Origin of the sequence: Methanococcoides vulcani (assembly GCF_900111645.1) — an archaeon.
GTDB classification, from domain to species: domain Archaea; phylum Halobacteriota; class Methanosarcinia; order Methanosarcinales; family Methanosarcinaceae; genus Methanococcoides; species Methanococcoides vulcani.
In genome coordinates this window covers 546,091-567,519 of the sequence record NZ_FOHQ01000001.1, presented here as the reverse complement: position 1 = coordinate 567,519, position 21,429 = coordinate 546,091, and the positions used below count along the sequence as shown (strand labels likewise).

The following is a 21,429-nucleotide window of genomic DNA, read 5'->3' as shown; positions in this document are numbered from 1 at the left end:
GATGATGATGGAATTTGAACTTGGTGACAGGATTAGGATAGAGAAGGACGGAAATGTTTACGAGGGCATTGTGATGCCAACCACCACCGATCATGTTGTGTTCAAGATGGTCAGTGGCTACAATGCGGGTATTGACCCTGAAGGCGCAACCATAACGCTGCTTGAGAAAGCTCAACCGAAAAGCGCAGCGAAGAAAGAAAAAGCTGAAAAAGCAAAACCATCAAAGAAGCTCCCAAAGGTCACCATCCTTTCCACCGGCGGCACCATTGCCAGTAAAGTGGACTACCGCACAGGCGCTGTCACCGCACAGTTCTCTGCTGACGATATCGTGGATGCCATCCCGGAGATCACAGAGATCGCAAACATCAGCGGAAGGGTTGTGTACAACATCCTGTCCGAGAACATGAAGACCGAATACTGGACAGAACTTGCCCGCGCTGTTGCTGAAGAGATCGAGAATGGCGCTGACGGCATCATCGTTGCCCACGGAACAGACACCATGATGTACTCCGCAGCAGCCCTTTCATTCATGCTCAAAACCCCGGTACCCATCGTCTTCGTGGGTTCCCAGCGCAGTGCTGACAGGCCCAGCAGTGATAATGCCATGAACGCTATCTGTGCCACAAAGGTCGCGGTCAGTGACATTGCAGAAGTATGCGTGGTCATGCACGATACCACCTGCGATGACAGGTGTGCCATCCATTACGGCACAAAGGTCAGAAAGATGCACACATCCAGAAGGGATGCGTTCCAGTCCATCAATTGCAACCCGATCGGCTATGTGGACTATTCCACAAAAAGAATCGAGACGATCCTGCCATACACAAAACGCGGCACCCACGAACTGGAAGTTAAAGCCACCCTTGAACCAAAATGCGCCCTGGTAAAATTCGTACCCGGTGCCGACCCGGACATCCTCTCATACTACATCGACTCCGGCTACAAAGGCATCGTCATCGAAGGAACCGGACTTGGCCACGTTTCCACCGACTGGATCCCGAATATCAGGCGTGCCACAGAAGCAGGCATCCCGGTGGTCATGACATCACAGTGCCTCAACGGACGTATCTGTGACCGCGTTTACGATACTGGAAGGGATATCCTGAAAGCCGGCGCAATAGAAGGTGAAGATATGCTGCCAGAGGTTGCTCTGGTGAAGTTTATGTGGGCACTTGGACAGGGCGGGGATGTGAGTGAGATCGCTGCGGTTATGAGTACAAGTGTTGAGAACGAAATAACGGAATGCACGTTGAAGTGAGAGGATCGCTTCAACAGCTTTTTTTAATGTAAATTGAATTTAAAATGAATAGTTGGTGCAGTTATTGCACCATTCATTTCTTAATTTTAGAATATTCGACTGTGGTGCTACATCGGGAGCTCACATCCCAAGTGCGTACGCTGCAAGAACAGCAGCAATAATTATACCAATCGCAAGCATCGTAATCTCAGCGATGGCCAGAGATGCTGCATTTTCGTTATTAATTATCTTAAACATTTTAGATTCTCCAATATGTGTACAATGTGCAATTCCCATTTAAATATTGGTATGTCCTCAGAACTTAATAATTCATTTCTAATTATCAGTAGATGTAATCTAAGAACAAATCGTGTAAATTATAAATCCAGACATATGATTGGGCAAAAATAGAAATTATTGCAGTTATTAGACATCAGATTATGAATCTCAAAGAACCGATCCAATGGTTTGCGAGTAGAGGTAAGGCACCGCACAAAAGCTCATCAATAAATGTATTGCGGCATTAATTAGAAAAGAAAAAAAGAATGGTGCTAATTTAAGCACCATGTTGCAAATATTTAAATTTAAATATTTACAGTAAAGTCTGAAATCAACTGCTGGCTGTTTATATCAACGATCTTGACAGCATCAAGATTAGCTACAGTAGTTGATATGTATATAGTTTCACCAGCACTCAGAGTACCTGTAGAACCATTGATTGCACCGATATCGGAACCATCGACAGTAATGTTAATACCATCATATTTGATTATATCTCCACCCTGATGTTCCAGTGAGAAACCGGATGTGGATACGTTACTCATCCTAAGACTTGACTGTGGTGCCATCTCGGATGGTCCCATTCCAAACACGAATGCTGCAATAACAGCAGCAAGGATCACAGTGATTGCGACCATCAGGATTACACCGATGACCGGAGATACTGCGTCTTCATTTCTGTTCATTTTAAACAAATTATATTCCTCCACTTTTATATAGGTTAGGTTTAATTAATACTTTTCTGTTGCTTCTTCTGTACTACTTTCTCTAGCTTGTGAGTCCACATCTCATCACTCATTTCAGTGTACTCGCACTCAAGATAGTGCTGAACCGCTGTACTCAGGGCATCCTTTGTAGAGGGTTCTTTGCTCTTTTTCTTAAGTGCTTCAAGCTGGTCCTCAGTAAGTACAGTTTGTGCATGTACAATTTTCATGAGAACCTTCTCCTGATAAGAACATCATGTGAACATACACACAACCAGTCTCATCATAATAATAATTATTATAATAATTGGTATAAAACCATTTCGGCAAAAATATCAGACAAATATAATCCTATTAAGAGATATGAGGAATGAAATATAATAACTATTGCATACTGTTAAAACTGATCAATAACCGGGATCAAGGATTAAGGAATAAAATCAAGAGCAAGCTCCGGTTATAAAGAGAAGTGCAAATAACTAATGTACAACAAAATAAAAAAATAAAAACTCCTTTTGAAAGGAGCTTTTCAACTGATGTGGATTGACTTATGTGATGATCTTGTCGAGCTGACCGGACTCGATGGCACGGCGGACCTCGAGTGCCACACGCCTTCCGGTGCTCATAGGCTTGCGCCAGAGGGTGTTGCCATATGGATGACCTACGGACATGTGGACGTTGGTACCGCCACCTACCCTTGGGGCAACATCATAGATGTAGAAGTTCAGGTCCTTGTCAATGCAGGTCTGGAGACAGAACGGACCGATAACTCCGGGGTCGTAGTATTCCTTGGATGCTTTTATGTATGCCTCTGAGAGCTTAAAGACTTCCTCGAGGAGAGATTCACGAAGTGTTGCGGAATTGTGTCCACAGACAGTGTACTCAGGAGTAAGCTGGTGCTCTGCGAGGGTCATCTGCTGTGGTGCAGGAAGCCTTACATGACCGTCAAGGCTTGTCTCGAACCTCCAGTCGATTCCGAGCAGCTCGGTCTTGTTCATCTCTTCCTCTATCGGAGAGTAGAACAGGTCGAAGTTGAACACAGGACCAATGATGTAACGCTCGATCCTTGCATCCTTGAGAGCTTCTCTTGTGATAACGCCCTGCTTGATCAGGGACTCGGATTTCTCCACGTATTCGCTGTATGTTCCTGCGGTGAAGAAACCGCGTTCGAGCTTTTTGACTGCGTGAGGGAGTTTTACCATCACAAGCTCATCGATGTCTTCCGGATCGTTGATACGCTCAGGGAAGGGGAGACCTGCCTTTTCCAGAAGCCAGTAGTAGTCCTGGTCAAGACCTCTTTCCTCACTGCGGAGCATGTTCCTGCTACCGACCATAGGGACACGGAAATCGTTCTCGACCGCATCGATGTCGCAGTATGAGGTGAAGGACCTGTTAGGGACGAAAAGAATGTTGTCGTCCACGAGCTTCTGCTGGTTCTCAGGACGCAGGATCTCATCGAACCTGTCATAGACAGCATAGTCATCAACGATACCGCGTACAACATTGTTATCGGCATCCCTCTTGGACTTGAAATACTCGGTGTATGTCTTCTCACGTCCGGACTGGCATATCGCGAAGGTCTCAAAACCTTCCTCGATAGCGCCGTCATAAACATCCAGCCCTGAATGGGAAGCAACTGCTCCGATCTTGATATTATCAGTGTAATAGCTCTCAGCAATCTCAATAATCTCTTTCCTGTCGATCATCCTTTGTTCTCCGGGTTTTTGTGATAGAATAGTTCAGTGGTTATAAAAGACTTATTATCGCATATCAGATAAAATCCTGCATTCCAATGACAAAGCAATAACAGAAAAACAATAACAAAAAATGACCACTCACAATGTGATCATATAGTACCTGTGAACAGACCGATCACCACAGGCGTTATAAATGTTTCAATTCCGGCTGCCAGCAAAAGCATAGGCGCAATAAAGCGGAAGAACACACTTATCCCCTGCTTAAATTCCCCTTTTATGTCAACATCATTTCCTGCCATTGCGTTCAGGACATTAATCCCCATCCGCAGACCCATAGCTGCAGAGATCAGGATCATCGGAAGCTCAATGATGCCATGAGGCAGGATACCCAGGAATATGTAAGTGAAGCCGTTCTCCTGAGATTCAAGGTAGGTCACAACACCAAGGATATAACCATTGGAGATCACGAACAACAGAGGAATAAGACCAAAACCCAGCCCCAGGACAAAGGCCATCAGGCTCTTAATGGCATTGTTGAAGAATATGAACAGCAGGATCTCTATGGGCGTCATGTTCATGATAAGTTCAATTAGATCTTCCAGACCCTCCAGCGCAATATCAGACGATGCAGGATTCAATGCCGTGTAGAAATAGCCGGCAATACCGGATAGTACGAACAGCACGACCACTGCTGAGATCTCAGGCATCAATCCGGAAATGTAGTTGCGTACATCGCACAACCCTCTTTTACAGATCTGCCTATCCTCAAAGGCCAAATTATCAACATCTTCCACTGCAGCATCGTCCATCGCAGTCTCGTCAATTGCAGTATCATCCATTGCTATCAGATCCCAAAAGCCATACGAATAGTGTTCCTGCATGCAGGGGACAGGCCCAGTATTATGATCACCATCTTCACGAATGTCCTCAGATTCCTTGACTCTTCATCTGCCGTGAACTGTGTGTCCAGGAGATATATCACCGGCAGGAATATGGCCAGTTTCAGAGGATACATCACCAACGCTGTACCTGTCAGATCAATAAGATAGGCAGGTACGACATGTTTCTCATAATAACCAAGGGTATCAACTCCGATAAAGGTTGAGGATGCATCCAAGAGATGTGCCCAGATGATCATCAGATTGAGATGGTCATTTATGTAAGGCCAGCCGACCTTTTCCAGCAGGAAATACATTGCACCTGCAAACAGTGTCCCGGAAGAAAGTATTGCAATAAGGCTGAAAGGGCGCTCTATATCTTCCACAACGAGAAGGACTATGATGTTCAGTGCGAACCAGCCAAGTCCCAGTAATGCAAAGGACCTGTTCCAGTCAGTGACCCTGCCTGAGGAATAAAGCCATCTTGAAAAAAGAAGGCATATGACAGTAGCAATGAACACGACGAAATAGATGTTCGGGGTTATGAACAGGTAACTAAGAGGTGGTTCAAATATACCGGCATCCTCCATGACCCTCAGGGAAGAACCTGCGAGAATAAAAGGAACAATGGAGAATACAAACCTTTCATCCACCTTAACATCCCATTTGTCGAGCAGTTTTGCCACTGCAAATACACAGATCCCCAGAATCAGTGCCCACGTAAGGGTATTCACGGGATTATATCCACTATCCTGAAAAATGGGATCGAGATAGTACTCGTTAACAAATTGCATAATTTTATCTACGAACGGACACATTGATTATCACTTGACAGAGCTATAGGAACAACCTAATAGCACTAATACTTATTAATATATGGTTTCGAGAATACCAGAAAACCATACACATATGGACGTGACGCAGGATATGAACGCACAGAAGAAATGGATGCAACTCCCAAGGGATGTCGTGGTCGGACATGGCGTCATCGATGATGTCAAGAATGTCTGCGCAGACCTGAAACTTGTTGACAATGCATTGATAGTCACAGGCAAGAGCACAAGAAAGATAGCCGGCGACATTGTCCATGATTCATTGGTGGACAGCGGACAGAACGTGGAAATGATCGTTTCTGAATCAGCATCCCTGAAAGAGGTTGACAGGGTAAGAAGACAGGCGGTCGATTCAGGCGTGGAATACCTGCTTGGGGTCGGCAGCGGCAAATCCATAGATGTTGCAAAACTTGCAGCAACCGAGATCGAAGTACCATTCATAAGTGTGCCAACAGCTGCATCACATGATGGTATCGTCTCATCCAGAGCGTCCATAAAAGATGGCACAAAAACAGCATCGATCCAGGCAAATGCACCCATGGCGGTGGTTGCTGATACAGAGATCATTGCAAATGCCCCTTACCGGCTTCTTGCATCAGGCTGCGGAGACATAATTTCCAACTGCACGGCAGTCCTGGACTGGCAACTTGCAAATCGCCTCCAGAATGTTCCTTTCAGCGAATATGCTGCAGCACTCTCAAGCATGACAGCACAGATACTGATCGATTCCGCTGATACCATAAAACCGGAACTGGAAAGTTCTGTGCGTATGGTGGTCAAGGCACTTGTATCAAGTGGTGTTGCAATGAGCATTGCAGGCTCCTCAAGACCTGCATCAGGATCCGAGCACATGTTCAGCCATGCACTTGACAAGGTAGCACCCATACCGGCACTTCACGGTGAACAGTGTGGTGTTGGAACGATAATGATGATGTACCTGCACGGCGGTGACTGGAAGAGGATACGTGATGCACTGAAGATCATCAATGCTCCGGTAACCGCAGAGGAGATGGGAATTGAAGATAAGTATATATTAGAAGCACTTGTACTCTCACATACCATCCGTCCCGAAAGATATACGATACTTGCCACAGGCCTGACACCTGATGCTGCCGAGATAGTTGCGAGGAAAACAAAGGTAATATCCTAATAAAGCTATTATAAGCAGATAGGATAAGCAATATTATCGGAACATGGGAACATAATACTCACGATAAACATCATACTCACATACATTATTACAGTTTCATAATACACAAGGTGATTAAATGGAGGACATGGATACCGCTATAACACTCATTGGAACCAGGCTTGCAAAGGAGGGCGAAGAGTTCTTTTTCGAAGGTGAGACACCTGAATGCCAACATTGCAAGTTGAAGAACACCTGCATGGGTCTTGAAAAAGGAAGAAGGTACAGGATAGTCAAGGTAAGGAACCAGACCACCCGTGAGTGCTTTGTCCATGATACCGGCGCATTGGTAGTGGACGTTATAAAAGCACCCATAATTGCAGCTATCGACTCCAAAAAGGCGATCAAGGGCGCAACTATTCGATACCAGGCACCAAATTGCGATGGTGAACTGGATGCTGAGACATATGACCTGTGCTATCCAAAAGGCCTGCGTAATGGGGACAAATGCACCATCAATAAAGTGATGGAGAGTGTGGATCTCGAATCAGAACAACCAGTTTCACTTAAAAAAGTAGAACTATTGCTCTGAAACGGTTCGAATGTCTTTTATATGAATACTGGAAACATGTCCTACATAAACCTATAAGTGACAATAAAACGAGGTATCAAGATGCCAGAATCTCATGAAAAGATCGATCATGAATTTTATACGACGGACCGCTGGAACAACTGGCTTGGACAGGTAAAGGAAAGCGGATTCGAATTTAAGGAAGAAGAAAGCTCTGAGAAGGAAGGTGCTGTATTTGTGAACATGGCGGATGATGTCATTCTCTCATGTCTCAAAGTAATTGCAAAATATGAAAGCAATGCACTTCCTGCAGAAGATGCCATGGCAATACTTGATGATATCAGGGAAATTGCGCTGACAGAGGTCGAACCAATGTCCGAAGATATTGACCTTATGATCGAATCACTCCAGACATCCCTTATGGGAAGCTTTGCTGCATGTGAATGCTACATTGGCAAAGGCTTCGACAAGAAAGCAAAGCTCGATGAACTTATCAGTGCAGCAGTGGAAGCTGAAGAAGCAGAAGACATTGATTCCGCAATTGGTTACGTAGCTCAGGTAGGAGCACTTGTGCTTGACGGTAAGACACTCCCAGAATCTTCAATGGAGGAACTACCATACGGACTTGTTGCAGAATGGCTTGACGGCATTGATTCCATCGAAGCTGCCATGATGGGAGCTGACAGTTATAAGGAGGATGATGGCAAATACGACGCCGTCTGATCATTTTTAATTCTTTTGTGGGCTTTTTTTATTGAGCCTTACTGTCATTCTTTTCTTTTTCGTTCTTTAGTTCTTTTTTTTCATATTTAACAATCAGTCAATCAGTCAATAGTTACTCAGTCAGTTCTCCAGATGTCCAGCGGATAAAATCCGAATTGTTTTTATGTAATCACATTATCTAGTGAGTAACACAAATGGTGTGCAAACGTATGAACACCATGGACATAAAAATTAATATCAGAGGTATAAAAATGAGCGAAAAGATAGGAATCTTAGCTATTGGACACGGAAGCAGACTGCCTTACAACAAGGAAGTTGTTACAGAGATCGCAGACACCATTGCAAAGAAGCACCCCGAATATATTATCAAAACAGGCTTCATGGAGAACTGCGGCCCATCCGTAGAAGAGGGACTCGCATCTTTTGAAGGCACAGGTGTTACAAAGATCGCAGCAGTACCAGTATTCCTCGCATCAGGCGTACACATCACAGAAGATATCCCTGAGATCCTCAAACTTGACCCTGAAACAAACGAAGGTAAATTTGCAGTAGATGGAAAGGAAGTTCCTGTCGTCTATGGTAAACCACTGGGTCACCACGAACTCCTCGCAGACCTTGTGTTCGACAGAGCATCAGAAGTACTATAATTTACAACATACAGAATATGACTGCAGGCCAGAGGGACGCTATTGTGCTCGATCTGACGCACGCCGGCATACCAATTGCAAAAGAAATGGTGCGACTTGGATACAATGTTCGTGCCATTGATGTCTATGATACACTGGACAAAAATACAATTTATGGTCTGCAGCAGATATTCCCTGTTCTTTCTTCAAATGAAATTTTTGAACTTAAACCTGCAGAAATAATTGTTTCACCTGTGCATCTGAATCCCGAATACCATGTACTGAAAAGTGCAAAGGAAAAGGGGAACACTGTCATTACCCATCATACGATGGTTGGAAAACTTATTCTGGAAAGTGGCAGGCTTTCGGGTTCAAAGGTCATCGAGCTGACCGGTACAAAAGCCAAGACCAGTACAGCTTCGATCCTTGCAGACATCCTTTCACGAAGTATGGATGTCGTGCTCCACACATCAAGAGGACTTGAACACTGGAAGGACGGTGTTGCGACCATCATTCACAAAGGTCTCAGCATAGCTCCCGGAAGTATCCTTTCTGCTATCGGAAAGATAGAAGAGGAAAATATCAGGCCTGACGTGTTCATCTTTGAAACATCCATAGGCGGCACAGGATGTGCTGATATCGGTGTCATAACATCTCTTGAACAGGATTACGGGATAGCAAATAATACTGCCCTTGCAAGCGATGCAAAACTGCAAATGCTGGACAACGCAAAGGATGGAAGCCTTGCCGTAATTAACCTCAGTGCTGAAAAAGCACTACAAAGAGCCGCAGAGAAAAATCTTAAGATGACCACATTTAGTGATGGAAATCAGTCCAGTGATGCTAACAAGAGCACTGCAGATGTAAATCTTGAGAGATATGGCGATCGTATTGTCATCTCCACAATTGATCGAACAATGGAAGCGATCATGGAGGATGGATTCGACCTCTCCGCCTATAGAACTGCATTTTCCGCTGCTACTGCCATCTCACTTGCCATGGGAATTGAAGAAGAACATATCATTGATACATTCCGGAATTTCAGAGGCCTTACAGGCAGGATGGTAAGAGGAGAACTCGAAGGCAGGATACTGATAGATAATTCCAATTCGGGCATGGACATCCGATCTGTAAAAAGAGCTCTTGATTATGCATCCGGGATGACCTCAGACACTAACGATGGGAAACTCGTCATGGTTCTGGGAGAGGAAGCTGAACAGGTATGTGAAGGCCTTCCGCCTGAAGATGTATCTGACTTCTTGCTGAAAAATGGCAGATCTCTGGACAGAGTTGCACTGGTAGGAAGCCGGATGCGTGATATAAAATATGATGACGCATATTATGCGGGATCATTTGAGGACGGACTATCCGCAGCTTTGCAATATACCAGTATTGGCGATATAATTATATTATGTGTTAAATGTTTCAGATAAAACGGATCAATGAAAAATGAGGAACTGTCATGGACAACAAGAATATTTCGATCATACACCCACGACCAAGCTCCATCGTGGCCGCATTGTATACTTTGAGGGACCTGAACGTTGATGTTGCAATACTTCACGGCCCACCTGGATGCTCTTTCAAGCATGCAAGATTGCTGGAAGAGGACGGGATACATGTTGTAACAACAGCCCTTGATGAAAGTGGTTTCGTTTTCGGAGGACATGATGCACTTGTCAATATACTCCATAAGGTAAACGATATGTTCCACCCAAAGCTCATCGGAGTTGTGGGAACCTGTGCAAGCATGATCATTGGCGAGGAAATGCATGAACCTGTAATGGAAGCCAATCTTGATGTACCTGTAATTGAAGTGGAAGTTCATGCAGGATACAGGAACAACACTAAAGGTGTGCTCTTTGCACTGGAATCCGCCCTTGATGCAGGGATCATCGACAGAGAGGAATTCAAGAGACAGCAGCACCTTCTGGAAGAAGCGACCAATGTCGAACTGCGTCACGGTGCTGCAAGTAAGGAATACCTTGCACCATCCCGCGGTGATGTGAAGTACAAGGTAGCACAGAGGATCATCGAGCTGCTTAAAGAAGGAAAACGTGGAATTACCATCATGAACGCCAAGAAAGAGACCGGATACATGTTCGCAGATATCACACTTGCTGTGAACGAGGTCGCTGAGCAACTTGGCAAAGCTGATAATATCATTAACATGGCTAACATCGACCAGAACCTGGGACTTCCAAGGGTACGCCATCATGCAGAGTGCATTATGAAGGACTTTGAGGAAAAAGGTCTGAAGGTCCATGAGATCATTGGCGGCCTGGACGAGTATCCAATAACAGGAACTACCATAGACCAACTGATACAGGAGAAATACAGCGACTATGACTTTGCTGTTATCACCGGAGTTCCACACGCCATACCAATGGACCATCTCTCTGACATGGAGATCATCTCTGTCACCAACGGACCAAGACAGGTACTGCCTCTCAAGGAACTTGGACATGAACATGTACTCGTGGAGATCGACCTCCATCCAAAGACACTTGGTGTTAACCATATCGTCGAGTCAGAGTTCGGTGCCACATTAAGGGAAGTTGCAAAGGAATCACTTTAAACGGAGCATTCACAGATGAACGTACACAAAAGAATAGCCATCTATGGAAAAGGCGGTATCGGCAAATCCAGCACCGCGTCCAACGTTGCAGCTGCCTGTGCAGATGAAGGATACAAGGTAATGATCATCGGCTGTGACCCTAAGAGCGACTCATCCATCACATTGCTTGGAGGCAAGCGCATACCAACCATTCTTGACCTTCTGCGTGACGGGGTCGATGTGAAAGAAGAAGATGTGATCTTTAAAGGCTACAAAGGCGTACAATGCGTCGAGGTCGGCGGTCCAGAACCTGGTATCGGATGCGCAGGACGTGGTATTATCGTTGCCATCCAGACCCTTAAGAAGATCTCAAAATCACTTAATGAAATGGACCTCATCATCTATGACGTCCCCGGAGATATCGTATGTGGCGGCTTTGTCGCACCTATACGCAAGGGACTTGTGAAGGAAGCCTACGTGCTGACCTCCGGTGAATACATGCCCCTCTATGCAGCGAACAACATATGCAGAGGACTTGCAAAGATCAACACGCCACTTAGCGGCATCATCTGCAACTCCCGCAGTGTCAGCCGTGAAGAGGAGATAGTCACAAAGTTCGCAGCAGAGATCGGAAGCGAGCTTATGGCATTCATTCCAAAGGAACAGATTGTGCAGGACTGTGAGAGGGATGGTTTCTCTGTTATAGAAAAAGCACCGGATTCCAATATAGCACAGATCTATCGCAAACTTGCAAGGGCCATCATGGAAAGGGATACTTCGGTCATGCCAAAAGCCCTTGACGATGAACGCCTTAGAGAACTTACAAGGTAAAAAGAGAACATCTCATGCCAGCAGAAACAGCGGACAGAAAAATGGACATGCCAAGAATTCTCCTGGCAGCCGACAGGTCATCTTCAGGCAAGACCACCATCACAGCAGGACTTCTTGCAGCCCTCACTTCAAGAGGTTACAGTGTGCAGCCATTCAAGGTCGCCCTTGACTACATCGATCCAAGCTACCATTCCGAGATCACCGGTCGACGGGCACGCAACATTGACGGGTACCTCATGGAAGAGGAAGGGGTACTTGATGTGTTCACACATGCATGCGAGGTCGATGGGAAAGCCGATATCGCTGTTATCGAAGGTGTGAGAGGACTTTTCGAAGGACTGGAAAGCCTTGGTGAGATCGGGAGCACTGCCCAGATAGCCAAGATGCTCAACTGCCCGGTAATACTGATAATCAATGCCCGCAGTATCACACGTTCTGCCGCCGCCCTTGTCAACGGCTACAATAACTTCGATCCTGATGTCAACATCGTCGGGGTGATACTGAACAACATCGGTGGCATGAGACATGCCAGCAAAGCAAAGGAAGCTGTGGAACACTTCACAGGCCTCCCTGTGCTGGGAATAATCCCAAGGGACAATGCAATGCAGATATCCATGCGTCATCTGGGACTTGTTCCGGCCATTGAAGAGAGACGCCGGATAAATGATCTTGATGAGCGTATCGCTGCCATTGAAAAGAGGGTATCTGAAGGCATAGACATCGATAAAGTACTGGAGCTTGCAAGACAGGCTGAAGCCGTGGAAATACCGAAAACTTCCGTGTTCACATCACGCAAACCAGAAGGTGAAGAACCGGTTATCGGAATTGCACTTGATGAGGCATTCAACTTCTACTATCACAATAATCTTGAACTTCTTGAGCTTGCAGGAGCCAGGATCGAGTATTTCAGCCCTATTCATGACAGCCATCTGCCGGATGTAGACGCCCTTTATCTTGGAGGCGGGTATCCTGAACTTTTCGCATCCGAGCTGGAAGCCAACGAGAGCATGAGGCAGGATATCAAACAGGCATCCGAGAACGGACTTCCCATATATGGGGAATGCGGTGGCCTGATGTATCTTACAGAGCGTATTACCACAGGTGTGAAAGGAGAGGGAACATACCATATGGCAGAAATGCCTGAGTCCACACATGAGATGGTGGGAGCACTTCCCGGCCATTCACTTATGGGTCACAAACGTGTGGTCAGCTACAATATCGGAGCACTTGATGTGGATACGATCATTGGCAAATCCGGAAATTCTTTCATTGGACATGAGTTCCACCATTCCGAGATAACTGAGATACCATCCGACGCAAAGTTCGCGATAAAACTTTCACGGGGAACCGGGATAAAAGACGGATGGGATGGCCTGATCACAAATAATACACTTGGAGCATATGCCCATCTGGAAGCAGTTTCATACAGGGAATTTGCCACATCTTTTGTAGACGCAGCAGCAAAATACAGGAGTGAAAAAGCTTGAGAGCAGAGATAATCAAAGACCGTGTACTTGTAGAGAAGAAAGCAATAAACGAACTTTACAATACAGGTTATTACGGCAGGCCCAAGGACAACGGGCTGGAACTTACACTTATTGAAGCTGCCTATCTTGCATACCGCGGGAAGATCGAAGTGGAGAATGAGGGCAAAGTGCTTGATTTTGCCGGATTTTTCAAAAAGGCTTCAACCCTGCAGCCAGCATTCGAGCTAAAGTACATTGTTTACAAGGACATCAGGGAAAGAGGATTCTACGTCCAGCCCGGAGTTACTGATTTCCGGGTCTACCCACGTGGAAGCCATCCTGGAAAAGGTGCTGCAAAACAGTTCGTCTATGTCAGGTCTGAAAGGATACCAATGCCACTCAGGGATCTCCTTCGATCGCTGAATGCGGCGGAAAATGTCCGCAAACAGATGATACTTGCGATCGTGGATGAAGAGAGTGACATCACGTTCTACGAGGTAAAGAGACCGAGGATAAAAGGAGGAATGGGAGATTCGCTTTACCCGGACATCACTGCCGATGCCACGTTCCTCGAGGACAGGGTCATAATCTGGGATGAGGATGCATCCACCACGCTCTTTGAAAATGGTTTCTATGGCAAACCACTTGATAAGCAAAGGCTACAGCTTTCACTTGTGGAATCACGCTACCTGATGGAGAACAACGTGATCAATATCATGGACCGTCAGGATAATGCACTGGATAGCGAGTCGTTCACAGAGATCGCATCGAAGATCGAGCCGGAGTTTCTCCTGAAGAACAGTGTATACACAGACCTTCGTGAGAAGGGAGTCGTGCCGAAAACAGGATTTAAGTTCGGCAGTCATTTCCGTGTTTATGCACAGGTGGAATCACCTACAAAGATACCTCACTCGGAATATCTGGTACATTCAATTCCGTCAGACCATGAATTTGCACTTCCTGTAATGTCAAGGGCCATCCGCCTTGCGAACAGTGTCAGGAAAAGCATGCTATATGCGATCCCTACAGAAGCTGGTATCGACTACATCGATATCGGAAGAGTGAAGATGTGATCATGTCCATGATCACTTTTCCAAAATAACATTTATTAAGTACCTTTTTGAATTATTTAGTATGGAAGCACTTTATCTGAAAGACTGTTACGTCAAAGAATTCGAAGCTACTGTGACGAGTGTGAAGGACGACAAATTCGTTGTCCTTGACAGGACTGCCTTTTATCCGAAATCCGGTGGTCAGCCACATGATACCGGCGTTCTGATCAATGAAGGAAAAGAGTACAAGGTTGTCTTCACGGGGAAGTTCGACGGACATATCAGCCATGAGGTCAGTGAGCCGGGGCTGAAAGAAGGAGACAAGGTAAAGGGGATCATTGACTGGGACAAGCGTACCCTGTTCATGAACTACCATACTGCATCCCACATCCTCAGTGCCATCATACACAATGAGACCGGCGCGAAGATATCCGGAAACCAGATCGCAGAGGAAAAAACACGTGTGGATTTCAATCTGGAGAACTTTGACAGGGATCAGATCAGCTCATACGAAGCAAAGGTCAACAACGTGATCGACAGAGCACTGGATGTGAAAATTGATATCCTTCCAAGAGAAGAAGCACTTACAATACCTTCCGTGATCAAGCTCAAGGATGCTTTCCCTCCGGAGATAGAAGAAATACGTGTGATCAGAATTCCTGATGTTGATGATCAGGCATGTGGCGGAACACATGTAAGAAATACCGGGGAGATCCCACACATAGAGATATTCAAGGCAGAGAATAAAGGAAAGAACAACAGGAGAATCTATTTCAGATTCACCTGATCATCTTTTTTGGGAAGACTATTTTCATTGCCCTTGATTTTCCCTCAGTGCTCTTCGTCATTATACTAACATCGATCTTCATTTTCCTCGAAGTATCTTCTCACAAGCAGTACAAGACTTGAACCAAGCAGTACCAGCAGGAAAATTGCGATAATCATGCCTTCGAGAGTAAAGTCCTGCCACGAATGAACCGACACCCACATCCCACTGCGGGTAACAAATGTCGCGAATATGACCAGTATAAAAGACACCACTGCAAGCATCGGTGCAAGGAATCTGTATTCCCCTTGCTGGACCCTTGTCTGGGAATGCAGATAAGCAGTCGCAGTTATCCATGGGATCAATGATGAGGTCTCCACAGGGTCCCATGTCCAGTACCATGCACCCCATCCAAGAACCTCGTATGCCCAGAACCCGCCAAGACCAATACCTGCTGTAAGGAAAAGCCATGCTAGACGCATCCAGTCCCTTGATATCTTGATCCACCTTTCATCATCGATGAGCAGTGTAGCAAGGGCAGCTGCAAATGGAAGGGTGAAAGCTGCATAGCCAAGGAACAGCACGGGAGGATGCACTGCCATCCAGGGATTTCTCAGAAGAGGGTTCATACCCTGTCCGTCCACAAGCGGGTATGCTGATACAAATGGGTTCCAGTTGGAAATGTCGACGTATGCACCTACACCCCCGTAATACATGGAAAACGGATTCTTCAATACCAGCAACATAAGGAAAACTGTAACGATGCACAGGCATATTGCACGTGTGATGTTCATTAGCCTGGTATCGGACAGCTCTTTTGTGTGGCCTGTATACTGCATTGCCAGAAGCATCAGCAGGGTGAACCATGTCCAGAGCAGGAATGAACCTTCCTGGCCTGCCCACAATGCGGAAAGGCGATAGACAAATTCAAGGTCGATACTTGAATGCATGTAAACATAAACATAGGATGCTGATACCGTGAGCAGGTAGTAGATAAGCATCAGGATGGCGAGTGTAATGAGCACTGTGCAGCCCAACTCAAGCTTTCTGGAAAGTGAAACTGCATGAGCATTATTTGTACGCAGGTGGATGATGGAATATATCACTGAGCCGGCACCCAGAATGAAGGCTATCCATATGAGGATCATTCCAAAGTTCATTTCTTCCCCCCCTTCCGGCTTTCTGAAGCCTTTTTCCTTGTTCCTTTTATCTTAGCCATAGGAGTTGTTACCTTTCCGTCAGCTGAATAATCGATCACTCCAAGAACTATCATACCGGCGAGCATCAGGAACAAACCACCCCAGATGAATGTTATGAACGGTACGGTCCTCACATATATGCTGACCTCCCCACTGGTCTCGTTAAGTGCTTTAGGTGCGATGAACAGTTCTTCGAATATACCGCGATGTACGTAGGTGGTTGTGTACGTCTGACCCCATTTGAAATCGGTGATGTATTTGACCTGTCCGCTATCAAAATAAATGCCTTTTTTGTAGACATCGAAGTCCACATAGGTTGCATAGGAAGAACCTGGATACTGCTTATATTGGGAGCCTTCGAAAGTGGAATCCATTCCGGTCATCGAAACCATGTAGTTCTGCCCTTCGAACTAGCCGGCAGAATCCATGGAAACCACAGCAGAACCATCTACTTTCAAATTACTGCTGGCAACGATCCCGATCAGGATAAGGATTATCCCGAGATGGATCACATGTGCACTGACACCGCGCAGTTTCATTGCACGGGAATCCCTTTGCAGAGACATATATATCTTATAGGATGTAGCGACCAGAGCCATGCTCACCACAGGCACGGTCACATCAAGAGGAAGGTTTCCAAAAGGGGATAGAAAAGCAAATGCTATGGAGATCGCCACAGTGAGACCGCCAACGAACAACGTTCTCTTCGCACCAAAATAACCATAAAGCAAACCCATCGTAAGCAGTATTACCAGCGCTGCTGTTGGAAGAGCGCTCCTGTTGTTAAAATACTCAGCAGTCATGCCCATCTCAACACCTGTGGTCAGCCTGACTATAAGTGGAGTCAGCATGCCCACAGTTATAAGGGCAGCAAGGAGCAGCATGGTCAATACCGCTACCAGCATGATGTTACTGCTGTTTACGAGGTCTTTGCTTTCTTTCATGGAATTCACAATTGTTATTTCTATTAAAATATGTATCGGTACTATCCTGAAACTGCTGATATGAATAACATCTGCAAACTAATTAAATGCAAGTAAAGGATATTAAAATCATCCCGAGTCAGTACGTTTCTCTGGAAAAGAAAAGATAAAATGAAATAAAATAAAGGACGGTAATACCCGCCTTTAAAGAAAAGTCATTTTGATTCAGTCTACCTTCGTGAACTTTGAATGTACAGCTCCGCATACCGGACACCTTTCAGGTGCTTCACCTTCTACAGTATACCCGCAGACCTCACAGACATAGTAGTCAACTTCTTCATTGTCATCCATATTGTCAAGTGCTTTCTGGTAAAGTTCAGCGTGGACCTTCTCGACCTTATTTGCCAGATCAAAGCTACGGACAGCTTTCTTGTTGCCTTCTTTCTCTGCTTCTTCGATAAAGGCAGGATACATTTCGCTGAATTCCATAGTCTCGCCAGCTATTGCTTCCTGAAGATTTTCCTCAGTGCTCTTTACTTCTCCCAGAACCCTCAGATGATTGTGAGCATGTACTGTTTCTGCAGCGGCTGCAGCCCTGAACAATTTGGCGATCTTTGTGAAACCTTCTTTATCAGCCATTTTTGCAAAAGCAAGGTACTTCCTGTTTGCCATTGATTCACCGGCAAACGCTTCTTTCAGATTTTCTATTATGCTCATGATATACCTCCATTTTTTACTGTATTGCAAGATAACTGGGTACATATCAAATATATGATTAATTGAAGGAAGAATCTAAAGAAGAATGGGTGAATGAAAGAAAGGAAGGGAAGAAGAGAGGAAGAGAAGCAGGTAGAGAAAGAAATAGAAGTGGATATTAGAGTTGGTTTTATATATCAATGAAGCAGATTATAGCAAAATCTACTGAGTTGATAACACGATCGAGCTAATTGTTCTTGCAATATGGTTAATGCTTCCTGCATATCTTCCGAATCCTTTTGCAGCTGTCTTTGGAGGCGGCAGGCCCATCGATGGAGGAAAAACAATGTCCGACGGCAGGCGCATCCTTGGTGATGGCAAGACCTTCCGCGGCTTCTTTGGAGGGCTTATATGCGGTACTCTCGCAGGACTATTACAGATGAGGCTGATCGAAAGCTATCCGGTAATACTGGGAGCGCAACTCCCCACATTCGGAACAGGTGGACTGAACTCTACCATCCTTGTATTCGCACTTGCCTTTGGTTCCCTTTTCGGGGATATGTTCATGAGCTTCTTCAAGCGTCGTATGGGATTAAAACGTGGAGCTCCGCTACCTGTTGTAGACCAGCTTGATTTCGTCTTGGGAGCATGGTTATTTGCTTACCTTGCATCACCCTACTGGTTCTCCGAACAGTTCACATTCAAGATCATATTAGTTATACTGATCATCACGCCCCTGCTTCACCTTGTGACGAATGTCATAGGATATTTCATGGGTGTCAAGAAAGAGCCATGGTGAAAACACCAGAAAAAAGGAAAGGATCACAATGACAACATCATCAAACGATAAGGAAGAGCTTATAGATGCACTCAAAGCCTGCGGGGCTGTCAAGTTCGGGGACTTCACACTCGCATCAGGAAAGAAGAGCAAGTATTATATCGACATCAAAAAAGCCAGTTCCGACCCGGGCACATTGAAGATAATTGCAAAGCAGGCTGCTGCAAAGATCAAAGAAATGGACATCGATATTGTTGGTGGTGTGGCATTGGGTGGCGTTCCAGTAGCCACAGCCGTATCTCTTGAGACGAACATGCCACTCCTGCTAATACGCAAATCTGCCAAAGAGTATGGTACCGGCGGCAGGTTCGTAGGTGATGTTACAGAAGGTGACAGGATCATACTGCTTGAAGATGTGACCACCAGTGGCGGTTCTGTTCTGGAGGCCATCGGTGCTATACGTGAAGCCGGATGTATCATTGATAAAGTGATCACTGTTGTGGACCGTGAAGATGGTGCAACAGAGAACCTCAATGAGATCAATGTTAAGCTGATCCCCCTTGTACGTGCCAGTGATCTGCTTGCTGACAACTGAAAATATGCATGCAGCAGTGAATTTGTACTGCTGCAACAGACTTTTTTGACTTGATTTAACATTATGAATTTTTGCTGTTCGCATTATAAATAGATGCAGCTACATAGCCTATACCGGAGTGGGCTTAGAAGTATTCGTTTTGAAGTATCAAAGTGGAAACTACCTTTATAAATACCAGTATCTCAAATATACCGGTACTGACCATAATTTTGAGCTAATGAGTCCCCCTACCTACTGACCGACCGACCTGCAAAATAAAGGTGATAAAATGTTCTGTTACCAGTGTGAAGAAACAATGAACGGAGAAGGCTGCACAAAGAACGGAATGTGCGGTAAGAAAGGTGAGGTCGCAGACCTTCAGGACGATCTCATCTATGTGCTTAAGAGCATTGCATTCTACAACCAGAAAGCAAGAAAGGCAGACATTTCTGAAGAGAGCACTGATGATTTTATGCTCGATGCACTGTTCTCAACCATAACGAATACCGATTTCAGAGCGACCGGAATTCAGGACCGCATTGACAGAGGATTCAAGCTTCAGGATGAGATCAAGCAGAAACTTCTGGATAACAATGCACTTGATGAGAACGATCTGCCCGAGATCGCAACTTTGAACCCTGAAAACCTCAAGGACAGGAATACCGGCATACTTGCAACAGAGAACGAAGATATCCGATCATTAAGAGAACTGTTGATCTTTGGTATCAAAGGAATTGCAGCATATGCACATCATGCTATGATGCTTGGGCATACCAATAAAAAAGTTAATTCATTTATAGAAGAAGGCCTTGTGGCAACCACGGATGACGGCCTAAATGATAAGAACCTCATGTCACTGGTCCTAAGATGTGGGGAAAAAGGTTTTGATGTAATGGCAACACTTGACATGGCAAATACCACTACATTCGGACATCCAGAACCTACGCAGGTCAATATTGGAACAAGAGGCAATCCCGGAATTCTCGTAAGCGGTCATGATCTAAAGGACCTGAAACAACTATTGGATCAGACTGAGGGAACCGGTGTCGATGTTTATACTCACGGTGAGATGCTGCCTGCAAACTCATATCCTGAACTTAAAAAGTACGAACACCTTGTCGGGAACTACGGCGGATCATGGTGGCATCAGAAGCAGGAGTTCGAGAGCTTCAACGGACCTATACTGATGACAACTAACTGTATCGTACCTCCAAAGAATACATATCTTGACAGAATATACACTACCGGTTCTGTTGGTTTTGATGGGGTTGCACATCTTACCGGAAAGGACGGACAAAAAGATTTCTCAGCGATAATCGAACAGGCTAAGAAATGCGAACCCCCTGTCCAACTTGAAGAAGGTACCATCATGGGCGGTTTTGCTTACAACTCCGTACTCTCTGTTGCAGACAAGGTCGTTGATGCCGTCAAAGCAGGCAAGATAAAGAAGTTCATTGTCATGGCAGGATGTGACGGTCGCCACAAGGACAGGCAGTATTATACGGATTTTGCAGAAGCACTGCCAAAGGATACTGTCATACTTACCGCCGGATGTGCAAAATATCGCTACAATAAACTTAACCTTGGGGACATTGATGGAATTCCAAGGGTACTGGATGCAGGACAGTGTAATGATTCATTTTCACTGGTCATCATTGCACAAGGACTTATGTCTAGACTTGGATTTACAGATGTTAACGAAGCACCGATCTCGTACAATATCGCATGGTACGAACAAAAGGCAGTCCTTGTGTTGCTTGCCCTGTTAAGACTTGGAATACAGGATATTACCCTCGGACCAAAGCTTCCGGCCTTTGTGTCACCGAATGTCCTCAACGTGCTGGTCGATGAGTTCAACATAACTTTGAACACCACCGTAGAAGAGGATATGGAGAGACTCTTAAAATAAA

Annotated in this window: 23 protein-coding genes; 14 read left to right on the top strand and 9 right to left on the bottom strand. The window is 45.3% G+C overall.

All coding sequences use genetic code 11. The features are described 5' to 3' along the window. Positions 1-7 precede the first annotated feature (7 nt). Entirely contained in the window at positions 8-1,258 is a 1,251-nt protein-coding gene (gene gatD / locus BMX02_RS02920; protein ID WP_091688887.1) for a Glu-tRNA(Gln) amidotransferase subunit GatD, read from the top strand. 563 nt (positions 1,259-1,821) lie between these two features. On the opposite strand, the gene BMX02_RS02915 is transcribed toward gatD, so the two are convergent. From BMX02_RS02915 to BMX02_RS02895, 5 genes are all read right to left on the bottom strand, one after another. Then, complete coding sequence (locus tag BMX02_RS02915; protein WP_091688885.1) at positions 1,822-2,202, bottom strand: type IV pilin domain-containing protein; 381 nt, start codon at positions 2,200-2,202, stop codon at positions 1,822-1,824. 41 nt (positions 2,203-2,243) lie between these two features. Further along, a complete protein-coding gene (locus tag BMX02_RS02910) occupies positions 2,244-2,450 on the bottom strand; it encodes a DUF5371 family protein (protein WP_091688883.1) in 207 nt (68 codons plus the stop codon). Positions 2,451-2,768: 318 nt separating this feature from the next. Continuing rightward, positions 2,769-3,926, bottom strand: coding sequence for a formate--phosphoribosylaminoimidazolecarboxamide ligase family protein (locus tag BMX02_RS02905; RefSeq protein ID WP_091688882.1), 1,158 nt, complete (start codon positions 3,924-3,926; stop codon positions 2,769-2,771). 140 nt (positions 3,927-4,066) lie between these two features. Then, on the bottom strand, positions 4,067-4,756 hold the full coding sequence (locus BMX02_RS02900) for a stage II sporulation protein M (RefSeq protein WP_244625047.1): 690 nt from the start codon (positions 4,754-4,756) through the stop codon (positions 4,067-4,069). A 5-nt stretch (positions 4,757-4,761) separates the two neighbouring features. After that, a complete protein-coding gene (locus tag BMX02_RS02895; RefSeq protein ID WP_091688880.1) occupies positions 4,762-5,613 on the bottom strand; it encodes a DUF63 family protein in 852 nt (283 codons plus the stop codon). A 109-nt stretch (positions 5,614-5,722) separates the two neighbouring features. Here BMX02_RS02895 and BMX02_RS02890 point away from each other — a divergent pair, with 109 nt between their 5' ends. The 10 genes from BMX02_RS02890 to alaXM all read left to right on the top strand — a co-directional run bounded on the left by BMX02_RS02890 (position 5,723) and on the right by alaXM (position 15,370). Further along, positions 5,723-6,778 carry an NAD(P)-dependent glycerol-1-phosphate dehydrogenase gene (locus BMX02_RS02890; RefSeq protein ID WP_394328879.1) on the top strand — a complete coding sequence of 352 codons (1,056 nt, stop codon included), beginning with the start codon at positions 5,723-5,725 and terminating at the stop codon, positions 6,776-6,778. A gap of 118 nt (positions 6,779-6,896) precedes the next feature. Beyond that, entirely contained in the window at positions 6,897-7,349 is a 453-nt protein-coding gene (locus tag BMX02_RS02885; protein ID WP_091688876.1) for a UPF0179 family protein, read from the top strand. Positions 7,350-7,430: 81 nt separating this feature from the next. Continuing rightward, positions 7,431-8,051, top strand: coding sequence for a DUF2150 family protein (locus BMX02_RS02880; RefSeq protein ID WP_091688874.1), 621 nt, complete (start codon positions 7,431-7,433; stop codon positions 8,049-8,051). Positions 8,052-8,302: 251 nt separating this feature from the next. Continuing rightward, positions 8,303-8,698: a sirohydrochlorin nickelochelatase gene (gene cfbA / locus BMX02_RS02875; RefSeq protein WP_091689116.1), complete on the top strand. Its 396-nt coding sequence runs from the start codon at positions 8,303-8,305 to the stop codon at positions 8,696-8,698. Between the two features lie 17 nt (positions 8,699-8,715). Then, a complete protein-coding gene (cfbE, locus tag BMX02_RS02870) occupies positions 8,716-10,110 on the top strand; it encodes a coenzyme F430 synthase (RefSeq protein WP_091688872.1) in 1,395 nt (464 codons plus the stop codon). Between the two features lie 29 nt (positions 10,111-10,139). Then, positions 10,140-11,255 carry a Ni-sirohydrochlorin a,c-diamide reductive cyclase catalytic subunit gene (cfbD, locus tag BMX02_RS02865; RefSeq protein ID WP_091688870.1) on the top strand — a complete coding sequence of 372 codons (1,116 nt, stop codon included), beginning with the start codon at positions 10,140-10,142 and terminating at the stop codon, positions 11,253-11,255. A 15-nt stretch (positions 11,256-11,270) separates the two neighbouring features. Further along, entirely contained in the window at positions 11,271-12,065 is a 795-nt protein-coding gene (gene cfbC / locus BMX02_RS02860) for a Ni-sirohydrochlorin a,c-diamide reductive cyclase ATP-dependent reductase subunit (protein ID WP_091688868.1), read from the top strand. A gap of 14 nt (positions 12,066-12,079) precedes the next feature. Beyond that, on the top strand, positions 12,080-13,552 hold the full coding sequence (gene cfbB / locus BMX02_RS02855) for a Ni-sirohydrochlorin a,c-diamide synthase (protein WP_091688866.1): 1,473 nt from the start codon (positions 12,080-12,082) through the stop codon (positions 13,550-13,552). After that, positions 13,549-14,604, top strand: coding sequence for a tRNA-intron lyase (endA, locus tag BMX02_RS02850; protein WP_091688864.1), 1,056 nt, complete (start codon positions 13,549-13,551; stop codon positions 14,602-14,604). The genes cfbB and endA overlap by 4 nt, the downstream gene beginning before the upstream one ends. Positions 14,605-14,665: 61 nt before the next feature. Further along, entirely contained in the window at positions 14,666-15,370 is a 705-nt protein-coding gene (alaXM, locus tag BMX02_RS02845; protein WP_091688862.1) for an alanyl-tRNA editing protein AlaXM, read from the top strand. A gap of 65 nt (positions 15,371-15,435) precedes the next feature. Here the strand turns inward: alaXM and ccsA are convergent, their stop codons facing one another. The 4 genes from ccsA to BMX02_RS02830 all read right to left on the bottom strand — a co-directional run bounded on the left by ccsA (position 15,436) and on the right by BMX02_RS02830 (position 18,188). Beyond that, positions 15,436-16,509 (bottom strand): cytochrome c biogenesis protein CcsA, encoded by a 1,074-nt coding sequence (gene ccsA, locus BMX02_RS02840; RefSeq protein WP_091688860.1) that lies wholly within the window; start codon positions 16,507-16,509, stop codon positions 15,436-15,438. Continuing rightward, positions 16,506-16,940 (bottom strand): hypothetical protein, encoded by a 435-nt coding sequence (locus tag BMX02_RS12100; protein ID WP_244625045.1) that lies wholly within the window; start codon positions 16,938-16,940, stop codon positions 16,506-16,508. Before BMX02_RS12100 ends, ccsA begins: the two co-directional genes overlap by 4 nt. 18 nt (positions 16,941-16,958) lie before the next feature. Then, positions 16,959-17,492 carry a hypothetical protein gene (locus BMX02_RS12095; RefSeq protein WP_244625036.1) on the bottom strand — a complete coding sequence of 178 codons (534 nt, stop codon included), beginning with the start codon at positions 17,490-17,492 and terminating at the stop codon, positions 16,959-16,961. 204 nt (positions 17,493-17,696) lie between these two features. Then, complete coding sequence (locus BMX02_RS02830; RefSeq protein ID WP_091688858.1) at positions 17,697-18,188, bottom strand: rubrerythrin family protein; 492 nt, start codon at positions 18,186-18,188, stop codon at positions 17,697-17,699. A 250-nt stretch (positions 18,189-18,438) separates the two neighbouring features. Here BMX02_RS02830 and BMX02_RS02825 point away from each other — a divergent pair, with 250 nt between their 5' ends. From BMX02_RS02825 to hcp, 3 genes are all read left to right on the top strand, one after another. Continuing rightward, a complete protein-coding gene (locus tag BMX02_RS02825) occupies positions 18,439-18,966 on the top strand; it encodes a CDP-2,3-bis-(O-geranylgeranyl)-sn-glycerol synthase (protein WP_244625034.1) in 528 nt (175 codons plus the stop codon). A 28-nt stretch (positions 18,967-18,994) separates the two neighbouring features. Next, positions 18,995-19,540: an orotate phosphoribosyltransferase gene (gene pyrE, locus BMX02_RS02820; protein ID WP_091689114.1), complete on the top strand. Its 546-nt coding sequence runs from the start codon at positions 18,995-18,997 to the stop codon at positions 19,538-19,540. Positions 19,541-19,808: 268 nt separating this feature from the next. Beyond that, entirely contained in the window at positions 19,809-21,428 is a 1,620-nt protein-coding gene (gene hcp / locus BMX02_RS02815; RefSeq protein ID WP_091688854.1) for a hydroxylamine reductase, read from the top strand. Position 21,429 lies beyond the last annotated feature (1 nt).

Bases quoted from the DNA above. Each gene is read 5' to 3' on its own strand.
- gatD (WP_091688887.1), top strand. From the start codon at position 8: ATGGAATTTGAACTTGGTGACAGGATTAGGATAGAGAAGGACGGAAAT.
- BMX02_RS02915 (WP_091688885.1), bottom strand. From the start codon at position 2,202: ATGAACAGAAATGAAGACGCAGTATCTCCGGTCATCGGTGTAATCCTG.
- BMX02_RS02910 (WP_091688883.1), bottom strand. From the start codon at position 2,450: ATGAAAATTGTACATGCACAAACTGTACTTACTGAGGACCAGCTTGAA.
- BMX02_RS02905 (WP_091688882.1), bottom strand. From the start codon at position 3,926: ATGATCGACAGGAAAGAGATTATTGAGATTGCTGAGAGCTATTACACT.
- BMX02_RS02900 (WP_244625047.1), bottom strand. From the start codon at position 4,756: ATGGATGATACTGCAATTGACGAGACTGCGATGGACGATGCTGCAGTG.
- BMX02_RS02895 (WP_091688880.1), bottom strand. From the start codon at position 5,613: ATGTGTCCGTTCGTAGATAAAATTATGCAATTTGTTAACGAGTACTAT.
- BMX02_RS02890 (WP_394328879.1), top strand. From the start codon at position 5,723: ATGAACGCACAGAAGAAATGGATGCAACTCCCAAGGGATGTCGTGGTC.
- BMX02_RS02885 (WP_091688876.1), top strand. From the start codon at position 6,897: ATGGAGGACATGGATACCGCTATAACACTCATTGGAACCAGGCTTGCA.
- BMX02_RS02880 (WP_091688874.1), top strand. From the start codon at position 7,431: ATGCCAGAATCTCATGAAAAGATCGATCATGAATTTTATACGACGGAC.
- cfbA (WP_091689116.1), top strand. From the start codon at position 8,303: ATGAGCGAAAAGATAGGAATCTTAGCTATTGGACACGGAAGCAGACTG.
- cfbE (WP_091688872.1), top strand. From the start codon at position 8,716: ATGACTGCAGGCCAGAGGGACGCTATTGTGCTCGATCTGACGCACGCC.
- cfbD (WP_091688870.1), top strand. From the start codon at position 10,140: ATGGACAACAAGAATATTTCGATCATACACCCACGACCAAGCTCCATC.
- cfbC (WP_091688868.1), top strand. From the start codon at position 11,271: ATGAACGTACACAAAAGAATAGCCATCTATGGAAAAGGCGGTATCGGC.
- cfbB (WP_091688866.1), top strand. From the start codon at position 12,080: ATGCCAGCAGAAACAGCGGACAGAAAAATGGACATGCCAAGAATTCTC.
- alaXM (WP_091688862.1), top strand. From the start codon at position 14,666: ATGGAAGCACTTTATCTGAAAGACTGTTACGTCAAAGAATTCGAAGCT.
- ccsA (WP_091688860.1), bottom strand. From the start codon at position 16,509: ATGAACTTTGGAATGATCCTCATATGGATAGCCTTCATTCTGGGTGCC.
- BMX02_RS12100 (WP_244625045.1), bottom strand. From the start codon at position 16,940: ATGGTTTCGATGACCGGAATGGATTCCACTTTCGAAGGCTCCCAATAT.
- BMX02_RS12095 (WP_244625036.1), bottom strand. From the start codon at position 17,492: ATGAAAGAAAGCAAAGACCTCGTAAACAGCAGTAACATCATGCTGGTA.
- BMX02_RS02830 (WP_091688858.1), bottom strand. From the start codon at position 18,188: ATGAGCATAATAGAAAATCTGAAAGAAGCGTTTGCCGGTGAATCAATG.
- BMX02_RS02825 (WP_244625034.1), top strand. From the start codon at position 18,439: ATGCTTCCTGCATATCTTCCGAATCCTTTTGCAGCTGTCTTTGGAGGC.
- pyrE (WP_091689114.1), top strand. From the start codon at position 18,995: ATGACAACATCATCAAACGATAAGGAAGAGCTTATAGATGCACTCAAA.
- hcp (WP_091688854.1), top strand. From the start codon at position 19,809: ATGTTCTGTTACCAGTGTGAAGAAACAATGAACGGAGAAGGCTGCACA.